The organism is Stappia stellulata DSM 5886, assembly GCF_000423705.1.
Classification (GTDB): Bacteria; Pseudomonadota; Alphaproteobacteria; order Rhizobiales; family Stappiaceae; genus Stappia; species Stappia stellulata.
In genome coordinates this window covers 72,588-96,777 of sequence record NZ_AUIM01000004.1, presented here as the reverse complement: position 1 = coordinate 96,777, position 24,190 = coordinate 72,588, and the positions used below count along the sequence as shown (strand labels likewise).

Below are 24,190 nucleotides of genomic sequence, written 5' to 3'. Positions count from 1 at the left end.
TCGCCCCACCGCGCGGACACCGTATCGATGAACGCCAACACAGCGCAGCGCAGCGCCGAAAAAACCCTGGAAGCCCGCCTCGGCCACACGTTTTCCGACCGGTCGCTCCTGACGCGCGCCCTCACCCACGGCAGCGCCACGGCCAGGGGCGACGCCGGGACGAGCTACCAGCGGCTTGAATTCCTTGGCGACCGGGTTCTCGGGCTGGCGGTGGCCACCATGCTGCATCACAGCTTTCCCCAGGCCGAGGAAGGCGAGCTTGCCCGCCGGCTCAACCAGCTTGTGCGCCGCGAGACCTGTGCGGATGTCGCCCGCGATCTCGAAGTGGGCGAGGCCATCGTCTTCGGCGACAGCGAGGCCCAGACCGGTGGACGCAAGAAAACCGCAATCCTCGCCGATGTCTGCGAGGCCGTGATCGCGGCGATCTATCTGGACGCCGGCCTCGCAGCGGCGCAAACTCTCATCGAGCGGCATTGGGGACCGCGCATGACCAATTACAGCGGTCCGCTGCGCGATCCCAAGACCATGCTGCAGGAATGGGCGCAAGGGCGCGGAAAGACCGCGCCACGCTACACAATGACGGACCGGAGCGGTCCGGATCACGCGCCGCGCTTTACCGTGCGCGTCGACATTGACGATACGGAGCCGGCCTTCGGGACCGGCGGATCGAAACGCCTTGCCGAGCAGCGCGCAGCCGAAGCCGCGCTCGTGCGTGAAGGCCTGTGGACGGAGACAGAACCCACGTGAACGACACGCCAGACGAGACCGCCGGCCCGGCCGGTGAACCGAATGAGCCCGAAGCGATCGCCGCGTCCGAGACGCGGGCGGGCTTCGTCGCGCTGATCGGGGCGCCGAACGCCGGGAAATCGACGCTGCTCAATGCCCTCGTCGGGGTGAAGGTCTCCATCGTCACGCACAAGGTGCAAACGACACGCACGCTTGTGCGCGGCATCGCCATGCAGGACGCCTCCCAGATCATCTTCGTCGACACGCCGGGCATCTTCCGGCCGACCCGACGGCTGGAACGCGCGATGGTGGACACGGCCTGGGGCGGCGCGCGGGAAGCGGATATCGTGGTCCTGCTCATCGATTCCAAGAAAGGCATCGACGAGCGCGCCGAGGCCATTCTCGACCGGCTGGCGGATGTGAAACTGCCGAAGGTGCTGGTTCTCAACAAGATCGACATCACCAAGCGCGATCACTTGCTCGACCTTGCCCAAAAGGCCAACGAGCGCGTTGCCTTCGACGAGACCTTCATGGTGTCGGCGTCCAAGGGGTTCGGCCTCGACAAGCTGATGGACCATCTGGCCGCCGCCGTGCCGCCAAGCCCATGGCTCTACCCGGAAGACCAGGCATCGGACCTGCCGATGCGCATGCTCGCGGCCGAAATCACCCGCGAAAAACTGTTCCTGCGGCTTCACCAGGAGCTGCCCTACATGTCGACGGTGGAAACCGAGAGCTGGCAGGAACGCAAGGACGGCTCGGTGCGCATCGAGCAGACGATCTATGTCGAGCGGGACAGCCAGAAAATGATCGTGCTCGGCCAGGGCGGGCGCACGATCAAGGCGATCTCGCAGACCGCGCGCGGAGAGATCGCCGAGGTGCTCGGCTGCCCGGTGCATCTCTTCCTCTTCGTCAAGGTTCGGGGAAACTGGGCCGACGATCCCGAGCGCTACCGCGAGATGGGGCTGGAGTTCCCGCGCTGACGTCTGGCGCACGGAGCGGAACGGCGAGCGACCATGGAATGGAGTGACGACGGCATCATCCTCGCCACCCGGCGTCACGGGGAATCGAGCGTCATCCTCGAGGTCATGACGCGCGGACGCGGGCGGCACATGGGACTGGTGCGCGGCGGTCGCAGCCGCAAGATGCAGGCGGCGCTCCAGCCGGGCAATACGGTCGACCTGGTGTGGCGCGCGCGGATCGACAATCATCTGGGCACCTTTGCCGTCGAACCCGTGACGCAGCGTGCCGCCGACCTGATGAGCGCGGCGAGCGGCGTCTACGGGATCCAGGCGCTGGCGGCGCTCCTGCATCTCCTGCCCGAGCGCGATCCCCACCCCCAGCTGCATGCCGGGCTGACGGCGATCCTGAACCATCTGGGGACACCGGCCATCGCCGGCCCGCTGATGGTGCATTTCGAACTTCAGGTGCTCGCCGAGCTCGGCTTCGGTCTCGACCTCGCCGAATGCGCCGCGACGGGACAGCGCAGCGACCTGATCTATGTGTCGCCGAAGTCCGGCCGCGCGGTTTGCAGCATCGCCGGCGCGCCCTATGCCGACAGGCTTTTACCTCTTCCGGCCTTTCTGCGGGCCCGGGACAACCCGGAGGTCGCCACGCCCGGATCCGAGGTCGATCCCCAGTCGCTGGCCGATGCATTTCGCCTGACCGGCTACTTCCTCGACCGGCATGTCTACGCCCCGCGCGGCGTACCGGTGTCCCCGGCGCGCGACGGCTTTATCGAAGCGGTGCGCCGCGCGACCGCCGAGAGCTGAAAAGCGCCGGTTTGCCTCGCTTAACCGCCGGCAATGCGTTGCGCGATTCGGTGAATGGCTGTAGCCAAGGCGTATGGGAAAAGACCTGATTCCGCCTGGCGGCATTGAGCCGATCAATCTGCGCGACGCGCTCGAGGAGCGCTATCTCGCCTACGCGCTTTCGACGATCACCCACCGGGCCCTTCCGGACGTGCGCGACGGGCTGAAACCGGTCCACCGCCGGCTGCTCTATGCCATGCGCCTGCTGAAGCTCGACCCGAACGCGGGCTTCAAGAAATGCGCCCGCGTGGTCGGCGACGTGATGGGTAAATACCACCCGCACGGCGACCAGGCGATCTATGACGCCTTGGTCCGGCTGGCGCAGGATTTCGCCGTTCGCTACCCGATGGTCGACGGCCAGGGCAACTTCGGCAACATCGACGGCGATAGCGCGGCCGCCATGCGTTACACCGAAGCGCGGCTGACCGACATCGCCATGCGCACGCTCGACGGACTGGACGAGGACGCGGTCGACTTTCGCGAGACCTACGACGGTCTCGACCGCGAACCCGTGGTTCTGCCGGGCGGTTTTCCGAACCTTTTGGCCAATGGCGCCGCCGGCATCGCGGTGGGGATGGCGACCTCGATCCCGCCGCACAACATTGGCGAACTCTGCGCGGCCGCGCAGCTTCTGATCAAGACCCCCGATGCCTCCACGCAGGAGCTCCTCACACACGTTCAGGGACCGGATTTCCCGACCGGCGGCGTGCTGGTGCGCAATGACCCGGCGTTCCTGGAAGCCTATGAGACAGGACGTGGCGGCTTTCGCGTGCGGGCCCGCTGGGAGGTCGAGGATCTTGGGCGCGGCACCTGGCAGGTGGTGGTCACGGAGATCCCCTATCAGGTGCAGAAATCCCGGCTGATCGAGAAGGTCGCCGAACTGCTGCAAGCGCGCAAGCTGCCGCTCCTCGACGACGTGCGCGACGAATCCGCCGAGGACGTGCGTCTCGTGCTGGTGCCGCGCAGCAAGAATGTCGACGCCTCGCTCTTGATGGAATCGCTGTTCAAGCTGACGGATCTGGAAAACCGGTTTTCGCTGAACATGAACGTGCTGTCGGGCGGGCGCGTTCCCATGGTCATGGGACTCCGACAGGTTCTGCGCGAATGGCTCGACCATCGCAAGGACGTGCTGGTGCGCCGCACGAACCACCGGCTCGGCCAGATCGAGCACCGGCTGGAAGTGCTTGGCGGCTACCTGATCGCCTATCTGAACCTCGACGAGGTGATCCGCATCATCCGCGAGGAGGATGACGCCAAGGCGTCCCTGCGCGCCGCCTTCGAGCTCAGCGACGTTCAGGCCGAAGCGGTCCTCAACATGCGCCTGCGCGCCTTGCGCAAGCTCGAGGAAATCGAGATCCGCAAGGAGCACGACAAGCTCACCGCAGAGCGCGAGCAATTGCTGACGCTGCTCGGGTCGGACACCCGGCAATGGACGCGGATCGGCAAGCAGATCGCGGAACTGGCGAAGGTCTACGGCCCTGAAACCGCGCTCGGCAAGCGCCGCACAACTTTCGGCGATGCAATCGACATCGATGTCACCGACATCCATCAGGCGATGATCGAAAAGGAACCGATCACCGTCATCGTGTCGGAAAAGGGCTGGGTGCGTGCCCTCAAGGGCCACCAGAACGACCTCTCCTCCCTGTCGTTCAAGCAGGACGATGCGCTGAAATTGCATATCCACGCGGAGACGACGGACAAGCTCTTGGTCTTCACCACCGGCGGCAAGTTCTTCACCCTCGCCGCCGACAAGCTTCCCGGCGGGCGCGGTCATGGCGAGCCGTTCCGGCTTATGGTCGACATGGACGAGGGCCACGACGTGGTGGACGTCTTCGTGTCGAGGGGCGACCGCAAGCTTCTGCTCGTCTCCACGGAGGCGCGCGGTTTTGTCGTCAATGAAGCCGATGTCATCGCCAACACCCGCAAGGGCAAGCAGGTGCTCAACGTCACGACGCCCGGCGAAGCGAAGCTTTGTGTCGCCGCGACGGGCGATCATGTCGCGATCATCGGGCGAAACCGCAAGCTGCTCGTTTTCCCGCTGGCGCAAGTGCCGGAGATGAGCCGCGGGCGCGGCGTGCGGCTGCAGCGCTATCGCGACGGCGGCGTCTCGGATGCGGTCGTGTTCAACGGGGCGGATGGCCTTGGCTGGGTCGACAGCTCCGGGCGCAGCTTCAACCGAACGCTTGAGGAACTGACCGACTGGCGCGGCGACCGCGCCCAGGCCGGTCGCCTGCCGCCGAACGGCTTTCCGCGGTCGAACAACTTCGGGCGGCGGACGCTGTAGGGCGCGGCCCGAAAATGAGGACAGCCTGATGATCCCCCCGTTCCAGTTCAACACCACTCCCAGGATCGTGTTCGAAACCGGCGCGGCGCGCGATCTCGCGGGGCATGCAAACGTTCTCGGCAAGCGCGTTCTGGTGATCTCCGACGCAGGCCTGATCGCTGCCGGTCTGCTCGACGCCCCGCTTGCCGGCCTCAACGCCGCCGGCGTCGAAACCCGGGTGTTCGCCGAGGTCGTCGCCGATCCCCCTCGTGCGGTGGTGATGGCGGCGGCGAAAGCCGGACGGGACTTTGCCGCAACCGGCGTGCTCGGTTTCGGCGGCGGCTCATCGCTCGACGTCGCCAAGCTCGCCGCGCTTCTTTGCGTAAGCGACGAGGAGCTGGACGATGCCTGGGGCGTCGGCAATGCGAAGGGCCCTCGCCTGCCGCTCGCCCTTGTGCCCACGACCGCCGGCACCGGATCGGAAGTGACGCCGATTTCCATCGTGACAATCGAGGACGATGAAAAGCGCGGCGTGGTCTCGCCGGTTCTGCTTCCCGACATTGCCGTTCTCGATGCCGAGCTGACCCTTGGCCTTCCCGCCCATGTCACGGCAGCAACCGGCGTCGATGCCATGGTTCATGCGATCGAGGCCTTTGCCTCGCGCTCGCCCAACAACAACCCCGTCTCACGCGCCCTCGCCGAAGAAGCCCTGCGGCTTCTTGGCGCCAACATCGAAGCCGCGGTCGCCGACGGTGCGAACCTCGACGCGCGCGCGGCCATGCTGCTCGGCTCCCTGCTTGCGGGTCAGGCCTTCGCCAATTCTCCGGTCGCGGCCGTCCATGCGCTCGCCTATCCGGTCGGCGGTCGTTTTCATGTGCCGCATGGTCTGTCGAATGCGCTGGTGCTGCCGCATGTCCTGCGCTTCAACGCGCCGGAGGCGGCGAAGGAGTACGCGCAGATCGCGCCACTCGTGTTTCCGCAACTCGGCCGATGCGAGGGGGTGCAGGACTGCGCCGCACGCTTTGCCGAGGAACTCGGCGCGCTCAACGCAAGGCTTGGATTGCCGGCGGGCCTCAGGTCGGTCGGGATCGGCGAGGACGATCTTGCCGGGCTCGCGCGCGATGCGATGAAACAGACGCGCCTGCTGGTCAACAATCCGCGCGAGCTGCGCGAGGCCGACGCGCTTGCAATCTATCGCGCCGCATACTGAAATCCGGCGAGACCGTCTTCCAGCCAACGGGGATATGCATGAGCCAGCGCCTTGAGCCGTTTTCGCGCGACAGGTTTCAGGTCTTTCGCGAGATCCCGACCCGCTGGATGGATGTCGATACCTATGGGCACGTCAACAACGTCGAGTATCTGAGTTACTTCGACACCGCCGTGAACGGCTGGCTGATCTCGCGCGGCACCCTCGACCCGCGCTGGTCGGAACGGGTGTTCCTGGTCGTCGAGACGCAATGCAGCTACTTCGAGGAACTGGTGTTTCCAGACACGGTGCATGCGGGCCTAAGGGTCGTGCGCCTTGGCGGCAGCTCCGTGACCTACGAAATCGGCCTGTTTCGAAACGATGGACAAAGCGCCTGCGCGCAGGGCCGTTTCGTGCATGTGCAGGTGGATGCAAAGACCCGTAGACCGGTGAAAATCAGCGGCGAACGCCGCGCGCTCCTGGCGTCGATCAGCGTCCCGTGAATATTCTCTTCAATCAACAGGCTGGAACAGCTTCTTAAAGAGCTTTATCAACTTTAATCCACACGCAGCGCACAGGATATTCACGGCTTTGCCACCGTGGATCCCCAAGGTTATCCGGCTGTTTTCAACAGCCTTGCTTTTTCCCTGCCCCAGTCGCGCTTCTTCTCGGTCTCGCGCTTGTCATGCAGTTTCTTGCCGCGAGCCAGGGCCAGTTCGAGCTTCGCCGTTCCCTTTTCATTGAAGTAGAGGCGCAGCGGGACGATGGTCTTGCCGTCCTTTTGCACGGCAGCGGACAGGCGCGCGAGTTCGCGCGCATGCACAAGAAGCTTGCGGCGACGGCGCGGCTCATGGTTGAAGCGGTTCGCCTGCAGGTACTCCGGGATATAGGAGTTGATCAGCCACAACTCCCCCCGCTCGTTGCTGGCATAGGATTCCGCGATGTTCGACTTGCCGAGACGCAAGGCCTTCACTTCGGTTCCGGTCAAGACGATGCCGGCCTCGAGCGTGTCCTCGATCTCGTAGTTGAAGCGCGCCTTGCGGTTTTCCGCAACGATCTTGCGGCCGCCTTCGTTCGCCTTCTTCTTGGCCATGGTAATGCCCGAGCGCCGGCGCGGTTTCAGGCCGCGCCGGTGCTGTCCTTGTTCAGTTGAGCAGGCCCGCGTGCGTCATCGCATCGCGGATCGCCGCCTGGGTTGTCTCCGATACAGGCACGAGCGGCAGCCGCAACTCGTTGTCCAGCTTGCCGATCAACGAAAGCGCGTATTTGACGCCCGTCGGGTTCGGTTCGATGAACAGCGCGTTGTGCAGCGGCGCCAGCCGGTCCTGAATGTCGAGCGCCGCGCGGAAATCGCCGGCGAGGGTCGCTTCCTGGAACTGGGCACACAGGCGCGGCGCAACATTCGCCGTCACCGAGATGCAGCCCGTGCCGCCATGCGCGTTGAAGCCGAGCGCGGTGATGTCCTCGCCCGAAAGCTGGACGAAATCCGGGCCGCAGACCTCGCGCTGACGGCTCGCACGCGACATGTTCGCGGTCGCGTCCTTCACGCCCTTGATGTTCTTGCAGGTGGCAAACAGCTCCGCCATCGTCTCCGGCGTCATGTCGATCACCGAGCGACCTGGAATGTTGTAGATGTAGATCGGGATATCGACTTCCTTGTCGATTGCCCGGTAATGCGCCTTCAGCCCGGCCTGGTTCGGCTTGTTGTAATACGGCGTGACGACGAGCAGCGCGTCCGCCCCGGCCTTCTGCGCGAAGGTGGCGAAGTCGATGGCCTCGACGGTGTTGTTGGAGCCGGCGCCGGCCATCACCGGCACGCGTCCGCCGACGGCCTCGATGCACAGATCGACCACGCGCTTGTGCTCGGCGTGGCTGAGCGTCGGGCTTTCACCGGTGGTGCCGACAGGCACGAGCCCGTGGCTGCCCTCTTTGATCTGCCAATCCACGAACCCCTGGTACGCTTTCTCATCAACCGCTCCATCGCGAAACGGCGTGACGAGTGCGGGGATGGATCCCTTGAACATGACGGTCCTCTTGGAGTGTGGATCAGGTGACGGGCGGAAGGCCCGGGTGGCGCACAATAGTCGCCGCGCGCTGGCGACGCAACACGCACCGTTCTCCTGTCTCGACGCTCTTTCAATCGGCGTTCGGCCGGGACTATCATGCCGTCAAACACACGGGGGAAATGCCTTGGCGCACAAAACACAACCAGGTCGTGGGGCGACTTCCGGGACGAATGAATGCACGTCACTGCGACGCGCGTGGCTTGGCGCTGACGGGTTGCGGCTTGGCGCGACGACATGGCGCCCGCTCTCCGCCCGCCCCCCTTTGCCGCAGGTTGTTTGCCTTGCCGGACTGTCGCGCAACGGGCGCGATTTCACCGACCTGGCGGAAGCCCTCGCAGTCGACGGCTTCGAGGTGACCGCCATGGACTACCGGGGCCGCGGCCTGTCGGAGCGCGACGCCGACTGGCGCAATTATTCCATCGAGCGCGAAGCCGACGATATCGACTGCGGCCTCGATGCGCTCGGGATCTCGCGCGCCGTGGTCATCGGCACCTCGCGCGGCGGCCTGCATGCGATGCTGCTTGCCCTTCGTGCGTCAGACCGGATTGCCGGCATCGTGCTGAACGACATCGGTCCGACCATCGAACGCAACGGGCTGCATCGCCTCGCCGGGACGATTGGCCACACGATGGATGCGCCCGACTGGCCGTCCGCGGCCGCCCGGCTCCGCGAAACGCTGGCGCCGCAGTTTCCCGGCCTCGACGCGGCCGGCTGGGAGCGCTTCGCGCGGCAGTTGTACGTGGAGACCCCCGACGGGCTGCGTCTCGACTATGACGCGACGCTGCGCAACACGGTGGCGGATCTCGACGCGGGAACGGAGCTTCCGGACTTCTGGCCGGTCTTCGACGCGATCCGGACCACGCCGCTTCTTGCGCTGAGGGGGGCCCATTCGGACCTGTTGAGCGAAAAAACCCTTGCTGAAATGCTGCGCCGGCACCCGGATGCGCAGGCTCTCACCGTGGACGACGAGGGCCACGCTCCGCTTCTGTGGGACCGGGAAACCCAGGGGGCGATTCTGGACTTCGCGTGCCGCTGCGCCGAGGACGCCGGCTGACCGCTAGCGCAAGTGCACCGTCACGCGCGCCGAGCGCCCGTCCGCGTCGATCACCGAGATCGTCGAGGTTCCGGGCCCGTCCGGGGTCAGCGTCAGCGAGCGGGCGTGCGCGCCGCTGGCGACCGGGGCGCCATTGGCGAGCCAGACGAAAGGACCGCGCCCGCGCCGGGCCTTCACCACCAGCGGCATCGCGGCACGGGTCATCGCGGCGTCGCCAAGCCCCAGTTCGATGACGGCGCCATCCGGGGGATAGAAGATCTCGGGCGCGGCGGATGCGCCATTCTCTGCGCCACGCCGGGCGCGGGTGCGGGCATGGCGCAACGGAGCCGGCACGGGATCGCGACCCGCCAGTTCGGCGAGCGGCGGCGGCGCAAGCCGGATACGCTTTGCGGCGATGCGCTGAAAGGCCTCGAACAGGACGGGCGCCGCGGTGTCGAAGCCCGTCATGCCCGGCACCGGCGTGCCGTCGGCACGGCCCGTCCACACGCCGACGACATGCCGGCCGTCGTATCCAACCGCCCAGGCATCGCGGTAGCCGTAGGATGTGCCGGTCTTGTAGGCGACGCCCTCGCCCCGGGCGCTTGCCGGCGGGGGCACCTCGGACAGGATCTCGCCGATCCGCCAGGCGGCGGTCCGCGACAGGACACGCCGGGTGTCCGCCGCGCCGACGACGGGCGGCACGCCCGCCCCTTGCGCGATCCGCAGCGCCACCGGCGCGCCGGCGTTGGCGAACCCCGCATAGAGCGAGACGAGGTCCGAAAGGGTCAGGCCGAACCCGCCGAGCGCCACGGCAAGGCCCGGCGCCACATCGCCCGAAAACCTCGGGTTGGCGCCGGCGCGGCGCAATCGGGCGACGAAACGGGAAACCCCGACCGCATCCAATAACGCCACGGCCGGAACGTTCAGCGAGGCCTGGAGCGCGTCGCGTACCCGGACCGTTCCCTGGAACGAGAGGTCGAAATTGGTCGGACTGTAGCCGCCGAGCGTGGCCGGCCGGTCGTCGATCAGGCTGTCGGGGTGGGCGATCCCCTGCTCGAAGGCCAGTCCGTAGATAAGCGGCTTGAGCGTCGAACCGGGCGACCGGATGGCCCGTGTCATGTCGACATGCCCGCGCCGGGGCTCGTCGAGAAGGTCGGGCGATCCGACATGGGCGAGAACCTCGCCGCTCCGGTGATCGGCGACGATCACGGCCACGGAAACATGCGGCCCCAGACGCCGTGCGCGGGCCTTTGCAAGCTGCTCCATTCGCGCCTGCAGGTCCGCGTCGATGGTCAACCGGACCTCGGGGCCGGCGTCCCGCGCGGAAATGGCATCGCGTGCCGCGTGCGCGGCAAGGCGTGGAACCTCCCGGCGCAGCGTCGGCACCGGCTCGCGCGACGCGGCAGCGACCTGGTCGGCGCTCAACACGGCGCGCGCTTCCATCACCGCGAGGACGCGGGCGCGCGCCTCGCGCGCGGCTTCTGGAAACCGGTCGGGGCGGCGCAGTTCCGGCGCTTGCGGCAGCGCCACCAGCAGCGCGGCCTCCGCCGGGGTCAACCGCGACGGCTCCTTGCCGAACCAGGCGAGCGTCGCGGCCCGAACCCCTTCGATGTTGCCGCCGAAAGGCGCGCGCAGCAGATAAAGGCCAAGGATTTCGTCCTTGGTGAGGTCGCGCTCCAGCGCCAGCGCCAGAACGATCTGCCGCCATTTCGATGCGAGGCCACGCGTCGAGCGCTCCATCGTCAGACGCGCGGTCTGCATCGTCAGCGTCGAGGCCCCCGACACGATCCGGCCGGCCGCAAGCGACTGCGCGCCGGCGCGAAGAACCGCGCGCGGATCGACCCCGGCATGCGCATGAAACCGCCGGTCCTCATAGGCCAGCAACATGCGGATGTAGAGCGGGTCCACATCGTCCAGCGAAACGGGAAGCCGCCAGCGGTCATCCGGCGTCTGGAAGGCCCGCAGCAAGGCACCGTCGCGCGCCAGCACCGCTTTCGAGACGGCAACCGGAGCCATGGTCCGCACCGGCGGAACGGAGGCAACCTGGGCGACCAGCAAGACGGCAAGCGCCACCCCGCCGACCAGCACGGCCGCCGCCCCTGCGGCGGCCCATCTTGCCAGCCGGCGAAAGCCTCGTCCGCCCGTCGGGCGCCGGCGCTGCGTTTGCGGTTTCATCGTTGACCGCTACTGCCTGGGACCCAGCACCTCGAACCGCCCGGCCCCCGTGCGTCCGTTCATGTCCGGCCGGTACATGTCCTCCACCGTTGCCGGCGGCAGCGCGAAGCGGCCCGGCACCGAGGCGCGGGCAAGATAGGCGAAGGTGTAGCTGTCGCCGTTCAGCCGCGTCTCGTCCACCGCAACGACGAAGCGGTCGTCGCGGAATTCCACGTGTTCGGCCGTGTCGACGCTGTCGAACCAGTCGAGCGCGCCGACATCGCCTGAGCGCACCAGTCGGGGATTGTCGATGGTCAGGCCCGCCGGCAGGCGGTCGACCACCATCACCCGTCCGCGGCCCGGCCGCTCGCGGGTGACGGTGAGGACCACCGCCATGCGCGTGTTCACGGCGACCGCGGCGGGATCGACCGGGTTTCCGTCGAGGTCGAAATAGTCGCGGGTGATCGTGTAGCCGGAGCTTCCGGCGGCTTCCGGGGTCACCGGCTTGCCGCTCACCGTGACAACGACATCCTGCGGTGCATCGCCCCGGTTCACGACCGACACCGGATCGGCGAGCAGATCGGCACCGTCGAAGCGGCTCGCCAGCGCGCCGCTGACCGCATTGCCGTTCAGGGCGAAGGGCGTTTGCGCCGCTGTTTCCCTGAGCTCATGGCCGGCAAGCAGCAGCCAGGCCATGTCCTGGGTGGAAAGCGCCGTGGCCGCGTCCTGGCGGTCACCGACCTGGCGTGCAAGCGCCTGTGTGTCGATCCCCTCGAGGCTGGCACGGGTCGCATAGGCAAGAACGCCCGCCGCATCGCGCAGCGTCGTTCCATAGTCGTCGCGGTAGCGGATGGAATCCGCCTGTTGCATCACGCCCATGGCCGCGTCAAAGGCAAGACGCGCCCGGGTTGTCTCGCCATAAAGCGCGAGCGCCGCACCGATCTGCGCCTTGGCAAGCGAGGAGCCGAAGGCATCCAGCTTCACATCGGCATAGTAGCGAAGGTCGCCGAGCGAGGCGCGGCTCGCCCGCGCCAGCACATAAAGCGCATAGGCGACCCCTTCGCCTCCGTCCTGGAAGTCGGAGGCATAGGCAACCCTGTTTTCGAGATTGTCGAGGGCGGTTTCCAGCGACCGCTCGGGCACATCGTGATTGCGCTCTCGCGCCCGCAGCAGGAAATCGGTCACATAGGCGTCCAGCCAGGTGTCGTTGCCGCCATAGCTGTTCCACAGACCGAAGGAGCCGTTCGCCCCCTGGTTGCCCAGCACACGGGTGATCGCCGTCTGGACGCGTTCGCGCACATCCGCATCGGCGTCGAGACCGGCAGCGATCGCCATTTCGTTGACATAGAGCAACGGAAGCGCCCGCGACGCGGTCTGTTCGGTGCAGCCGTAGGGATAGCGGTCAAGCGCGGCCAGCAGGCCCGGCACATTGATGCGCGCGAGTCCGCCGTCGGCGACGCTCACCCGCGTCGTGCGCGGCTGAAGACCGGCGAAGGTGCCGGCATCGAGCGAGAGGCTGCCGCCGGGTGCAAGCGTCACATAGGAGCGGCGCGTGACCGGGGGCGTCGTGTCCCGCACACCGAGCGACAGCGTCTTCTCGCCGACCGGACCGTCGGGACCGCTGAGGCGAAGCACCAGCGTTGCGTCTCCGGGCTGATCGCCGGCACGGATGGGCACCCGAAGGCTGCTGCGTTCACCAGCGTCCAGACGCAACTTCCGGCGGTTCGCGCCGAGATCCGTCGCAACCGGTCCGGTGATATCCGCGGTGACCTCATAGTCTCCCGCCGCGCCCTCGACATTATCGATCTCGACAAGCAGGCGCGATTCATCGCCTGGCGCGAGAAAACGCGGCAGCGTCGCGGTCATGACCAGCGGATCGCGCACGGTGACGTCGCGTGTCGCTTCGCCGACGCCGCCCGCGCTCCATGCGACCGCCATCAGCTTGAGCGTACCGTTGAAGTCGGGAACGTCGAAGGACACGCTTGCGCGCCCATCGCCATCGGTTTCCACCACTCCGGAGAACAACGCGACCGGCGCTTCCTGCGGCGGCGGAGCGGCAAGGTTCAGTCCCATGCCGTCGCCGCCGGAACGCACGCGGCCGCGCTCGCCCGCCGTCCGGTCGATCAGCTGGCCGTAGAAGTCGCGGATGTCGACCCCCAGACGGCGCTGGCCGAAGTACCATTTCGACGGTTCGGGCGCTTCGAAGCGGGTAAGGTTGAGGATCCCCACATCGACGGCGGCAATCGTCAGATAGGCAGGCTGTCCGTCGTTCTGGCCGGACACCTGCACCGAGACGTCGAGGGTCGACCGCGGCCGAATTCGCTCCGGCGCCTCAAGCGTCACCCGATGCCGGCGGGCGCCCGGGTCGACCGTCAGCCATTGCAGCCCCAGCGCGCGCGAGGGCATGCGGTTTTCCTTCAGATCCATCGGCTGCAACAGCGTGGCCGTGACATAGGCCCCGCTGCCCCAGTCGTCCGTAACCTCGAATGTCACCGCGCTCTCGCCGGCCGTAACCGGGATCGCACGGCTCTCGAGAAGCCGGTCCGACATGACGGAGACAAGCGCGATGCCATCGGCCCTCGGCGTCATGCGCAAGGTGGCCGTCTCGCCGACCCGGTAGGCGTCCTTGTCGAGGCCGACCTCAAGTACATCGGGTGTCTGGGACGAGGCCGACGACACGTACCATCCGGCGTTGAATTCCACACTGGTCGCCATGTCCGGCCCGGAAACCTCCAGCCGGTAGCGCCCCCAGTCGACCGGAACGGACAGACGCGCCGGCGCATCTGCGTCGATATCCAGCGTGCCGCTCTCAACCCGCCGCGATGTGGTCACCGGCTCGTAGGACCAGCGGCTGTCGGAGCGATACCACTGATAGCGGGTGTCGAGTTTCGACAGGCTCCAGCTCACGCCCTCAGCCGCCATGCGCTCGCCGGAGGCGGCGACGGTCAGGATATCGAATTCGGCCGGACCGCCTTCCTCCACGCCGCCGTCGAAGGCCGGTTTGACGCCAATGCGCGGACCGTCGGCCAACACCGGCAGTTCCAGGTTCCGCTCGACGAACCGCCCGCCGGCCTCCACCAGCCGCGTCACGATGCGGGCGCGGTATCCGGCAGTCGTTGCCTGCAGGTCGGGAAGCGCGGGCACGAATTGCACCCGCCCTTCGCCGTCCGTCTCCAGGCCGTCGGGAAGGCTGGCGCGATCGGGGTAGATCTGTTCGTCCGCGAGCCCGAAGGTATACCCCGCACGACCGGGCATCTCACGGGTCGGCGTGAGGATCACCTCGCCTTCAAGCCGCTGACCGGAGGCCGGAGCGCCGTAAAGAAAGCGGGCCTCGATGGAAACGCTCGGAGGATCCTGCGGATCGAAGGCCTCGGCGTCCGTTCGCGGCGTGAAATCCACCCGTTCCGGCTGGAAATCCTCGACCAGGAACGAGGTTTGCGCCAAGGGGGACTCCTTCGGGTCGGCATGAATTCGAAGGCTCCAGCTGCCCTGCTGTGCGCCGGCCGGGAGGTCGAGCGCATGCGCCCGGCCGCCGTCGCCGGCATCCGCCACGACGACGCGGGCGTGTTCCACCCCATCGGGGCGGTCGTAGATGAAGGTCAGGGGAAGGTCCGGCCGGGCATTCGCCGTCCGGTCACGTGCCATCGCTCCGGCATGCACCGTTTCGCCGGGCCGGTAGACACCGCGATCGAGCCAGGCGAAGACATCCACCGGGCCGGGCGCGGCACGGCCCGAAACGCCGCGGTCGCTCAGGTCGAAGGCGGGAGACGTCACATCGAGAAAGGCGTAATCGCCGTCCGGCGTCTCGACGCTGACAAGCGCCGGCGCCAGACCTCCCGTACCGCGTGACAGGCCGGGGGCGAAGCGCGCAAAGCCGTCGGCATCGCTTTCAACCTCGCCGAGAACGTCGTTGTTGACCGCGACGAGACGCACGGAAGCGCCCGACACCGCAGTTGCGTCGGACAGCGCGCGCACGACCGCCGTGACCCCGTCCGCACCGGAATAGGCGGTAATGCCGATGTCCGACACGAGGAACCACTGCGTGGCCCTCGGGCCCCATTCGTTGGTCTTGTCGTCGGCGGCACGCGCCACCATCGCATAGATACCGGGCGCCATCTCAAGTCCGAGATCGGCGACCGGGATTGCGGTCGTTACATCCTCGTTGAGCGGATCGCGCGTCTCGATCTCGCCTTTCCAGACCTGTTCGCCGTATTCATCCCGCAATTCCTCGGCGCGACGCGGATCGAGCTGCGACAGCACCCGTTTGTCACGCAGGGCCGACGCAAGCCCACGCTCGCCGATCCGGTATATCTCGGCCTCGACCGTCGATGTGTTCACCGACACGATGGGGATGGTCGCCCCCTCGCCGGCCGGCAGCACATAGGCACGCCCGAGGAAGCGTACGGAGGGACTGCGATCGCGCACATAGGCATTGATCGACGCGGACTTTTCCAGCGTCTCGCCATCGGCTGCGGGAACGCCCTGGCGCACCAGCACGGAATAGCGTTCGCCGTGACGCACGCCGTCGATGCAGATCTGCGCTTCGTCGCTCTCGACCGAGAACGGGCCGGCCCCGGTCACGCGCACGAAAGGCTCCATGTCGGCGCTGCGCTGAAGCTTGTCGGAAAAGACCACGCAGATACGCGGCGCTGCGGAATCGGCATCGACCTGATGATCGAGAATGCGAAAGCCGTGTTCCGCGACCAGATCCTCGTAGCGTTTGCGCAATCCGGGTTGGTCCTCAAGGGCAAGCGCCGCCCGCCACGCCTTGATCGCCGGCTTGTAGAGCTGCCGCTTGATCAGCGAACTGCCAAGTCGTTCGAGGGCGGCCGCCTGCCCGAGCGGGTCCACCGAAGCGAGATAGGCATTGATGGTGGCCGAGGTGCCGTCTTCGCGCACCTGGTTGCGCTGCTGCCAGTCGTCCGGCTCCTGTTGCAAAAGGCTGTCCGACAGCCCGATCCACAGATCATGGCGTTCGGGGGCAAGCACCAGGGCGCGTGCGAACTCCGCCTGGGCCTCTTCCGCCGCGCCCCGCGACAGGGCTTCCCGGGCCGCGCGGGCCTGCACGGACACATCGCCCTCGCCTGCCCGGTACACCCGGGGCAACTGTCGGGCGAAACTTGCGGCGGTGTCCAGCAGCGTGCGGGGCAAGAAGGACAGTTCGCTTGCACGTTCCTGCGTGAGGTCCTCATCACGCGCCTGAACCACAACGACACGCCCCGCAACCGCCCCGGAGAAGGATTGAAGACTGCCAACGCCGGATTTCAGGAAACACCAGCCGGCCGAGGTGTTGAAGGTGAAAGCCTTGCACTGAAGGTCGTCGACGCAGGCCGCCTTGCAGGCGTCCAGGTCGACCTCCTTGAGCGTCCGGTAATCGGCGCCGAAGTAATCCGCCTCGTCCACCGTGACGATGCGGCGATCCGTTGCGGACGCATCGACCGAGCCGCCCAGGAATGCGGTCCCCGCCACCACCAGAACGGCGAGCGACCGGACAAGCCGGGATTCGCGTCCTGCATGCATGCGACGTTTCAACATTTCTCTTACTCCCGGGGACAACGGCACCAAAGTCTCAAGTCGATCACGCAATCTTGACAAGTCCAAGACCCAATTCGAAAAAACACGCCAATCCGGACAAAACGGCTCCGCCGGTCACCCGTCCGACCCGGCGGCTTGCCGCCGCTCGTCAAGGACATCGGCCAGCGCGCGGGCTTCGCGGACGAGAACCTCTACGCTGGAGCGGAAGTCCTGACCAGCCGGATTTCCAGCCGCGGCACGTTCCAGGGAAACAGCGTTCGCGGCAACGCCGTTCGCCCCGAAGGTCGCGGCGAGCGATCCGATCACGTGACTTGCCGCAGCCGTCGTCGCGGCGTCCCCGGTCGTTTCGAGACGGTTCGCCTGGCCCCGGAGGTCAATCGCGCATCTTGCATAGATGCTGTCGCGCATGTCTTCCGGCAGATCCTGGTCAAGCTGCCTGAGCTTGGCCTCGTCGATCAGGGCATCGGGCGCCGCATCGCCGTTTGGGGAGAGCGCGGCAACCCAGCGCTCGCGGCCCGCCGCGCCGCCTCCCAAAACCTCCGCCAGCGTCCGGCGCAACTCGGCCCCGTCCACCGGCTTCGTGACAAAGGCGTTCATGCCGGCTCCCAGCGCCTTGTCGCGTTCTTCCACAAGCGCATGCGCGGTCAGCGCCACGATGGGTATGTCCGCCTGCGCAACCGCGCCGGCCCGAATGCGCCGCGTTGCCTCGATGCCATCCATCTCCGGCATGGACACATCCATCAAGACCGCGTCGAAGTCGTCCCTCGCCAGTTGCGAAAGAACCTCCTCGCCGGTTTCCGCCGTACGGTAACGACATCCCCAGCGATCCAGAAGGCTGCCGGCCATCATCCGGTTTGTCGCATTGTCTTCGGCAAGCAGGATCATCGCGCCGTGCAGCACGCGAAAGTCGGGTGCCCTTTGTTCGGTTTCGCCATCGTCGACTTGCGAGCGGTCCGCGCGTGCAAGATCGAGGCCTACGAGGAAACGGCTTCCGCCCCCCTCACGCGGCTCCAGAGAGAGGGTTCCGCCCATTCCCTCCACGAGCTCGAGACTGATCGCCAATCCCAGCCCCACGCCTTCGCTGCGCGTCCCGGACCCTTCACGGCTGGTCACGAAGCGCGAGAACACCTTTTTCGGGTCTTTCTTGTCAATCCCGACGCCCGTGTCTTCAACCTCGATCAGGATCGGAACCCGGGTCGCCGCTCCGCCGACGATTGCGTGGCGCAGACGGAATGTTACGCTCACGCTGCCGTGCTGCGTGAATTTCACCGCATTCGCGACCAGGTTTATCAGCACCTGCCGGATCCGTCCGGCATCGCCGACAAGCGCCTCGGGAACGTCCGGGCCAATCGTCACATCGAGAAACAGCCCTTTTTCCGCGGCCCTGGCCGCGAACAGCGCGCGTACGGCCTCCACCAGCGTCCCGGGATCGAATGGTGCATCGAAAAACGCGAGCCGGCGCGCTTCCAGGCGGGAAAAGTCGAGGATGTCGTTGAGGATCTGAAGCAGGGCGAGTGCCGCATCCCGCGCCGTTTCGATGTGGTTCTTCTGGTCCGGCTGCAATGGGGTGTGAAGAAGCAAATCGAGAAGGCCGAGCACGGCATTGAGCGGTGTGCGGATCTCGTGGCTCATCATTGCGAGGAAATCGGATTTTGCCCGGTCCGCCTCTTCCGCCTGCAAGCGCGCCTCCTCGAGCGCAAGCGTCTTGCTGCGCTCCTCGGTGATGTCGCGCATGAACGCGATGATCACCGGACCGTTTTCTCCTTGCACCGAGTTGAAGCCGACCTCCATCAGGAGTTCATCGCCGTCGCGCGTCAGGGCCCGGGCCTGGACCCTTTTTCCCTCGGTCTCGGATGGGGGCGTCTCGAGGATCGTGCGGATTTGTTCGTCATAGGCCGCGCGATGGCGTTCCGGCACGAGCAAACCACCCGCTGCAACCCCGACGATATCGCTGCGGACATAGCCGAACATCCGTTCGGCAGCCGGGTTGAACTCCAGGATATGATCCTCTGCATTGATGACGATGATTGCGTCGAGCGCACCGCCGACCACCGCGCGCAACTGGCCTTCGCTTTGCCGCAGCGCCTCCTCGCGACGCTTGAGTTCGGTAATGTCGATGCGAAACCCGACCGTCTGGCCATCCGGCATCCGCCGCTCGAACACACGCAGCCAGCGCCCGTCACCCAGATGTTGCTCGATCGGACGCGCCGGCGGGGAGCGATGCAGGCGCAGGCGGTCCGCGATCCAGCCCTCGGGATCGTCCAGCGCGTCGGCATACTGACCGAGCGCCACGCCGTGGCGCAGCATCTCCTCGAAACGAAGGCCGTGCGTGATCACATCCGCACTCAGCGCGTAGAGATCGCGGTAACGCTGGTTGCAGACAACGAGACGGTCATCGGCATCGTAGAGCACGAAGGCATCGGGGAGCGCCTCGATGGCACCGCGCAAGCGGTCCTGCGCTTCCCGCAATTGTCGTTCCGTTTCCTTGCGCCGGGCGATATCGCGCACCACGGCAACATAGAGCCTCGCGTCGTCCGTTTGTACGCTGTTGACCGCCACCTCCACTGGGATGCTGTCCCCGTCCAGCGCAAGCCCGTCGAACTCGACGGTCGGGTTCGGCGTCTCCAGTCGGGGCGGCGAGGGAAACAGGTGGGACGCAACCGGGCCATCGGCAACAGAAGAACCGAAAAGCGACACCACGGAGCGGCCGACAAGAGAGCGACCGTCCTTGCCGAACATCCGGACCGCAGCGGGGTTCGCGCTTTCGATCCATCCGGCGGTGTCATAGATCAAAACCCCTTCTCCGATGCTCTCGATCACAGCGGCAAGCCGGGCGTCGCGCTCGCGCGCCTGAGTCCGGGCCGCCGCCAGATCCTCCAGTCGCCGCACTTCCGCCTGGGCGGCCGCGGCCATGAAGCGCGCCATCTGGTTCTTCTGCCGCTGCCGGTTCAACAGGATGCCCAGCAGGAACAGGCTCGAAAGCGCGGTCGCCACAGCAGACAATTCGATCGTGTCCTCAGCGCGCAGGGTGTGCGCGTCGATCCGCGCGCTGGCGATGAGCATCGCGCCGGCACTGTCCTGCTGCCAGTCCATTCCGGGTGGCTGATTTGCCGCCATCCCGTCAGGGGAATGACAGGCAAGGCATTGTCGATCGTGGACCAGCGGAAGAGCCACAAGCAGGTCGATGCCGTCTTCGCGCGTCATGCTTTGCGCATGCATCGACCGACTTTCGTCAAACAGCGCAATTCGCGCATCGAAGGCGAAATCGATCGGATCCGAGGGATCAAGCGCGCCATTGGGCGGCACAATCGAGAGGCTCATGTCGATGTCGGCGCTCTGAGCGTCCCGGTCGGACCCCGCCCGTCCCGGCCTTGAGGGCATGCTTTCGCCCTGCGAACGCACGACGCTGTGATAGAGACCGTGACGCTCGACGAGGTCGGCTTGCGCTTCGAGTACCTGGATCGCCTCGTTGACGTAGTCGGCGCGCATGTGGTCGACCACCACGAATACCGCACTCGCGCATAACGCCAAGACGCCAACGATCAACACGCCTGCACGCAGCCTTTGACCGGGGGATGCTGAAGGCATTGTCGGAGACGCTCCTTTGCCGGGTCCGCCACGCGGGGTGCACGCTCGCTCAACCAGACGAGACAATCACAAATCGGCGCCGCACGCATCTGTCCGTTCGTCGCGCCCGCGCGGCCGCGTCGCGTTCAAAAATGTTTCGGAAGACACCACCCGCCCGTTCGCCTAACCAGAGGCAGACGTCCGCACTCAAGACAGGAGATCCTCATGCCGGACCTGAGCACCTTTCCGATCACTGCCCGCTGGCCGGCGACCATGCCCGACCGCATCCAGCTCTATTCCCTCCCCACACCGAACGGCATCAAGGTCTCGGTCGCGCTGGAGGAGCTCGGCCTCCCCTATGAGGCCCATCGCGTGTCGTTCGACAGCGACGACCAGACGACGCCGGAATTTCTGTCGCTCAATCCCAACAACAAGATCCCCGCGATCATCGATCCCGACGGCCCGGACGGCACGCCGCTCGGTCTGTTCGAAAGCGGCGCGATTCTGATCTATCTGGCGGAAAAGACCGGGCGCCTCCTGCCGGCGGATCCGCGTCGCCGCTATGCGTGCCTGCAATGGCTGATGTTCCAGATGGGCGGCATCGGACCGATGTTCGGGCAGTTCGGCCATTTCCACAAGTTCGCGGCCGACAAGGTCGAAGACCCCTACCCGCGCGAGCGCTATCTCAACGAGACCAAACGGTTGCTTGGCGTTCTCGAAAGGCATCTGGAGGGCCGTGCCTACATCATGGACGATGAGTACACCGTTGCCGATATCGCGATCGTGCCCTGGCTTCGGACACTTGGCGGCTTCTACGAAGCCGGCGAGATTTCCGGCCTCGACAGGTCGGCCAATGTCCAGCGCTGGATGAAGAGCTGCCTGGAGCGGCCGGCCTTCGAGCGCGGTCTCACCATCCCGGTCTGAGCGGGACCGGCGCATCGGTCGCCCAAAGGGAAAACCCCGAACCAATGCCGCGCGGATGCGAAACGCAATCCGTATTCGCGCGGCTGCACGGGGGCGTCAGTCGGGCGTCGGGATCTCCGCGCCGACCGCGGGAACGTCATAACCGCGCCTGACCGCGGGGCGGTCGGCGACATCCAGATACCATCGCCGCACATTCGCAAAGGCGTTGAGGTCCACGCCCTGCCATTCGAAGCGGCTCGCCCACGGCCAGATGGCAATGTCGGCAATCGAATAATCGCCGGCGACGAACTCATGCTCGCTCAGTTGCTTGTCGAGCACGCCGTAGAGGCGGCGGGCTTCCCTGGCATAACGATCTTCCGCATAGGCTGCCTTGCCGGGATTGAAATGCAGAAAATGATGCGCCTGGCCGAGCATCGGGCCAAAGCCGCCCATTTGCCACATCAACCATTCGATCACCCGAAGCCTTTCAGGCCCCTCGCCCGGCAGGAAACGTCCGGCCTTGTCGGCCAGATACAGCAGGATCGCGCCGGATTCCATCAGGCTGACACCGGCCTCCCGGTCGACGATCGCCGGGATCTTGCCGTTGGGCGAGATATGAAGAAAATTCGGCCGGTACTGCTCGCTGTTCAGAATGTCCACGGGAAACACCGTGTAGGGAAGCTCGCACTCCTCCAGCATGATGGAGACCTTGCGCCCGTTCGGGGTGGTCCACGTGTACAGATCGATCATTGCCGCCTCTCTGCCATGGCGCTTCTGACGCGTCGTCTTGCCATTTCGACACAGTCCTGCCGACCATTCAAGCCGATTGCATCGCCCATCCGAATTGCACCGCCAGGACCGGTCTGTCATACCCTTGTCATACATTGCCGAGAATTTCAGCGCGACTGTTCACGCTGATTGGACAGTGAATTCAACATCACGTGCTTGATGATCCCTTACGCACGGACGATCTGTTGACGACGCCACCGCGATTGCGGTTTCCGCCAAGACACGACCTTCAAGAGGGTTCTCATGATCAAGTTCCGTACCGCTGCCACCGTGGCGGCGCTGTTGTTCGCCACACCGCTCGTGGCCGAGCCGGTCGCCTACGAGTTCGACAAGTCGCACGCCAATCTCGCATTTTCCTACGATCACCTCGGCTATTCCACGACCGACGGGCGCTTCGGCGACTGGGACGGTGACTTGCAGATCGATCTCGACACGCCAGCCAATTCCAGCATCAACATGACCGTCGACGTCACCAGCCTCGACACCTTCTGGGCGGAGCGCGACAAGCACCTCAAGAGCGCCGACTTCTTCGGGGTTGCCGCGCATCCGACCGCGACCTTCACCTCCACCAGCGTCGAGAAGACCGGCGACAACACGCTCGCGGTGACCGGCGATCTCACGATCAAGGGCATCACCAAGCCGACGACCTTCGAGGTGACGGTGAACGCCCAGGGCGAACATCCGATGGAAAAGACGCCGGCCGTCGGCCTCGACGCCACGACCGTGGTGAAGCGCACCGACTATGGAATGGACATGTTTGTGCCTTATGTCGGAGACGAAGTGACGATCTCCTTCAGCGCGGAAGCGCTTCAGGCCAAGTAGGCCCGCCTCACCGGACACGCGGCGCGACCCCGACCGCGTGTCCGGACCGGGACCCGGCCCATGGAGACCATGATGCAGATACGCAATACGTCCACAGGCTATGGCAGCGCCGCCATTGCCTTTCACTGGATCATGGCCGCGCTGATGATCGGCCTGTTCGCGGTCGGAAAATACATGACCGGCCTCGACCCGACGGCCCCGGACACTTTTGCCATCTACCAGTGGCACAAGTCCTTCGGCTTCGTCGTGCTTGCGCTGGCCGCGCTCCGCCTCCTGTGGCGCCTTGTCAATCCATCGCCGGCGCTTCCCGCCGACATGCCCGCCTATCAACGCATCGTCGCGCATCTGAGCCACGCCGGACTTTACGCCGTTCTGTTCGCCCTTCCGATCTCGGGCTGGCTGATGGTTTCCGCATCGCCCTGGGGCATTCCGACCGTGCTCTTCGACGTGATCCCGGTTCCGCATCTGCCCGTACCTGAGGTGTTGGGAACCAAGGCGCAGGCGGAGGAATTCCTGAAAGAGGTGCACGAGCTTCTCGGGTTTGTGCTGCTTGGCCTCGTCGCGGCCCATGTCGCGGCGGCGCTCAAGCATCACTTCCTCAACCGCGACACAATCCTGAAACGAATCGTTTCGACGGGGCCCGCCCGCGCCAAACCGGCCCGGCGAGGCTGAAGGTTGCGCTCAGGCGCAAACGGCCCACCCACAACAGGAGACGTCATGTCCCGCTTTTCGACGCTCAAACGGCTCGCCGCCGCGACCGCGCTGCTGACGGTTGCCGTCCCCCCCGCATCCGCGACGACCTGGTCCGTGGACAAGGATGCCAGTTCCGTGAACTTTGTCGCGCAGCAAAACGGCGCGCCGCTCGAGGGGCGCTTTCAGGATTGGAGCGCAGACATCACGCTCGACCTGGACGCGCTCGACGCGGCGACGATTTCCGCGACCGTCCGGCCGGGTTCCGCGCAAACCGGCCAGTCGCAGGTCGACCAGACCCTGCCCGGCGCCGCCTGGTTCGCCGCCTCCAGCTTTCCCGAGGCGACATTCACCTCCAGCGACATCGTCTCGACCGGTGACAACGCCTATGAAGCGCGCGGCACCTTGACCATCAAGGGCAAGAGCGAACCGTTCACCCTCCCCTTCACCCTCGCCATCGACGGGGATTCGGCGCACGCGCAGGCAAGCGTGTCGCTCGCCCGTCTGGTCTTTGGCGTGGGGACGGACGTGTCGCCGCCGGCCGTTGCCGACCCCGTGACCGTGAACATCGACATCACGGCAACGCGCTGACTTCAGGGGCGCGCGGCCATCCCAAATCTATCCGGCGTATCCCTTGGCGCGGGCTGG

The 24,190-nt window shown here is 66.1% G+C and carries 17 protein-coding genes; 11 read left to right on the top strand and 6 right to left on the bottom strand.

Annotated elements, in window-relative coordinates:
• Window positions 1-27 precede the first annotated feature (27 nt).
• The 6 genes from rnc (at window position 28) to G572_RS0100525 (ending at window position 6,486) form a co-directional block, all read left to right on the top strand.
• Window positions 28-747, top strand: coding sequence for a ribonuclease III (gene rnc / locus G572_RS0100550; protein WP_029056820.1), 720 nt, complete (start codon window positions 28-30; stop codon window positions 745-747).
• Window positions 744-1,706, top strand: a complete 963-nt coding sequence (era, locus tag G572_RS0100545; protein ID WP_084649809.1) for a GTPase Era — start codon at window positions 744-746, stop codon at window positions 1,704-1,706. The genes rnc and era overlap by 4 nt, the downstream gene beginning before the upstream one ends.
• A 33-nt stretch (window positions 1,707-1,739) precedes the next feature.
• The gene (gene recO, locus G572_RS0100540; RefSeq protein ID WP_029056818.1) at window positions 1,740-2,495 is read left to right on the top strand and encodes a DNA repair protein RecO; all 756 of its coding nucleotides are present in this window, start codon (window positions 1,740-1,742) and stop codon (window positions 2,493-2,495) included.
• 73 nt (window positions 2,496-2,568) lie between these two features.
• Window positions 2,569-4,818: a DNA topoisomerase IV subunit A gene (gene parC, locus G572_RS0100535; RefSeq protein WP_029056817.1), complete on the top strand. Its 2,250-nt coding sequence runs from the start codon at window positions 2,569-2,571 to the stop codon at window positions 4,816-4,818.
• Window positions 4,819-4,846: 28 nt separating this feature from the next.
• Window positions 4,847-6,007, top strand: coding sequence for an iron-containing alcohol dehydrogenase (locus tag G572_RS0100530; protein ID WP_245566132.1), 1,161 nt, complete (start codon window positions 4,847-4,849; stop codon window positions 6,005-6,007).
• Between the two features lie 38 nt (window positions 6,008-6,045).
• On the top strand, window positions 6,046-6,486 hold the full coding sequence (locus tag G572_RS0100525) for an acyl-CoA thioesterase (RefSeq protein ID WP_029056815.1): 441 nt from the start codon (window positions 6,046-6,048) through the stop codon (window positions 6,484-6,486).
• Between the two features lie 110 nt (window positions 6,487-6,596).
• Here G572_RS0100525 and smpB read toward each other — a convergent pair whose 3' ends face one another.
• Window positions 6,597-7,076 (bottom strand): SsrA-binding protein SmpB, encoded by a 480-nt coding sequence (smpB, locus tag G572_RS0100520; protein WP_029056814.1) that lies wholly within the window; start codon window positions 7,074-7,076, stop codon window positions 6,597-6,599.
• A gap of 52 nt (window positions 7,077-7,128) precedes the next feature.
• A complete protein-coding gene (dapA, locus tag G572_RS0100515; protein ID WP_029056813.1) occupies window positions 7,129-8,007 on the bottom strand; it encodes a 4-hydroxy-tetrahydrodipicolinate synthase in 879 nt (292 codons plus the stop codon).
• Window positions 8,008-8,311: 304 nt separating this feature from the next.
• On the opposite strand from dapA, the gene G572_RS21855 reads away from it, so the two are divergent.
• Complete coding sequence (locus G572_RS21855; protein WP_051241392.1) at window positions 8,312-9,103, top strand: alpha/beta fold hydrolase; 792 nt, start codon at window positions 8,312-8,314, stop codon at window positions 9,101-9,103.
• Window positions 9,104-9,106: 3 nt separating this feature from the next.
• Here G572_RS21855 and pbpC read toward each other — a convergent pair whose 3' ends face one another.
• From pbpC to G572_RS21845, 3 genes are all read right to left on the bottom strand, one after another.
• On the bottom strand, window positions 9,107-11,257 hold the full coding sequence (gene pbpC / locus G572_RS0100505; RefSeq protein ID WP_051241391.1) for a penicillin-binding protein 1C: 2,151 nt from the start codon (window positions 11,255-11,257) through the stop codon (window positions 9,107-9,109).
• A gap of 9 nt (window positions 11,258-11,266) precedes the next feature.
• Window positions 11,267-16,771 (bottom strand): alpha-2-macroglobulin family protein, encoded by a 5,505-nt coding sequence (locus tag G572_RS21850; RefSeq protein WP_051241390.1) that lies wholly within the window; start codon window positions 16,769-16,771, stop codon window positions 11,267-11,269.
• A gap of 114 nt (window positions 16,772-16,885) precedes the next feature.
• Window positions 16,886-20,359 carry a PAS domain S-box protein gene (locus tag G572_RS21845; RefSeq protein ID WP_084649807.1) on the bottom strand — a complete coding sequence of 1,158 codons (3,474 nt, stop codon included), beginning with the start codon at window positions 20,357-20,359 and terminating at the stop codon, window positions 16,886-16,888.
• A gap of 204 nt (window positions 20,360-20,563) precedes the next feature.
• Between G572_RS21845 and G572_RS0100490 the strand changes: the two genes are divergently transcribed.
• Window positions 20,564-21,262, top strand: a complete 699-nt coding sequence (locus G572_RS0100490) for a glutathione S-transferase N-terminal domain-containing protein (protein WP_029056811.1) — start codon at window positions 20,564-20,566, stop codon at window positions 21,260-21,262.
• 96 nt (window positions 21,263-21,358) lie between these two features.
• On the opposite strand, the gene G572_RS0100485 is transcribed toward G572_RS0100490, so the two are convergent.
• Window positions 21,359-21,991 (bottom strand): glutathione S-transferase N-terminal domain-containing protein, encoded by a 633-nt coding sequence (locus tag G572_RS0100485; RefSeq protein ID WP_029056810.1) that lies wholly within the window; start codon window positions 21,989-21,991, stop codon window positions 21,359-21,361.
• Window positions 21,992-22,273: 282 nt separating this feature from the next.
• Between G572_RS0100485 and G572_RS0100480 the strand changes: the two genes are divergently transcribed.
• From G572_RS0100480 to G572_RS0100470, 3 genes are read left to right on the top strand one after another with little or no spacing between them, the layout of a single operon-like run.
• On the top strand, window positions 22,274-22,852 hold the full coding sequence (locus G572_RS0100480; protein ID WP_037544957.1) for a YceI family protein: 579 nt from the start codon (window positions 22,274-22,276) through the stop codon (window positions 22,850-22,852).
• Window positions 22,853-22,912: 60 nt separating this feature from the next.
• Entirely contained in the window at window positions 22,913-23,524 is a 612-nt protein-coding gene (locus tag G572_RS0100475) for a cytochrome b (protein ID WP_208978988.1), read from the top strand.
• Window positions 23,525-23,569: 45 nt separating this feature from the next.
• Complete coding sequence (locus G572_RS0100470) at window positions 23,570-24,133, top strand: YceI family protein (protein WP_029056807.1); 564 nt, start codon at window positions 23,570-23,572, stop codon at window positions 24,131-24,133.
• Window positions 24,134-24,190 lie beyond the last annotated feature (57 nt).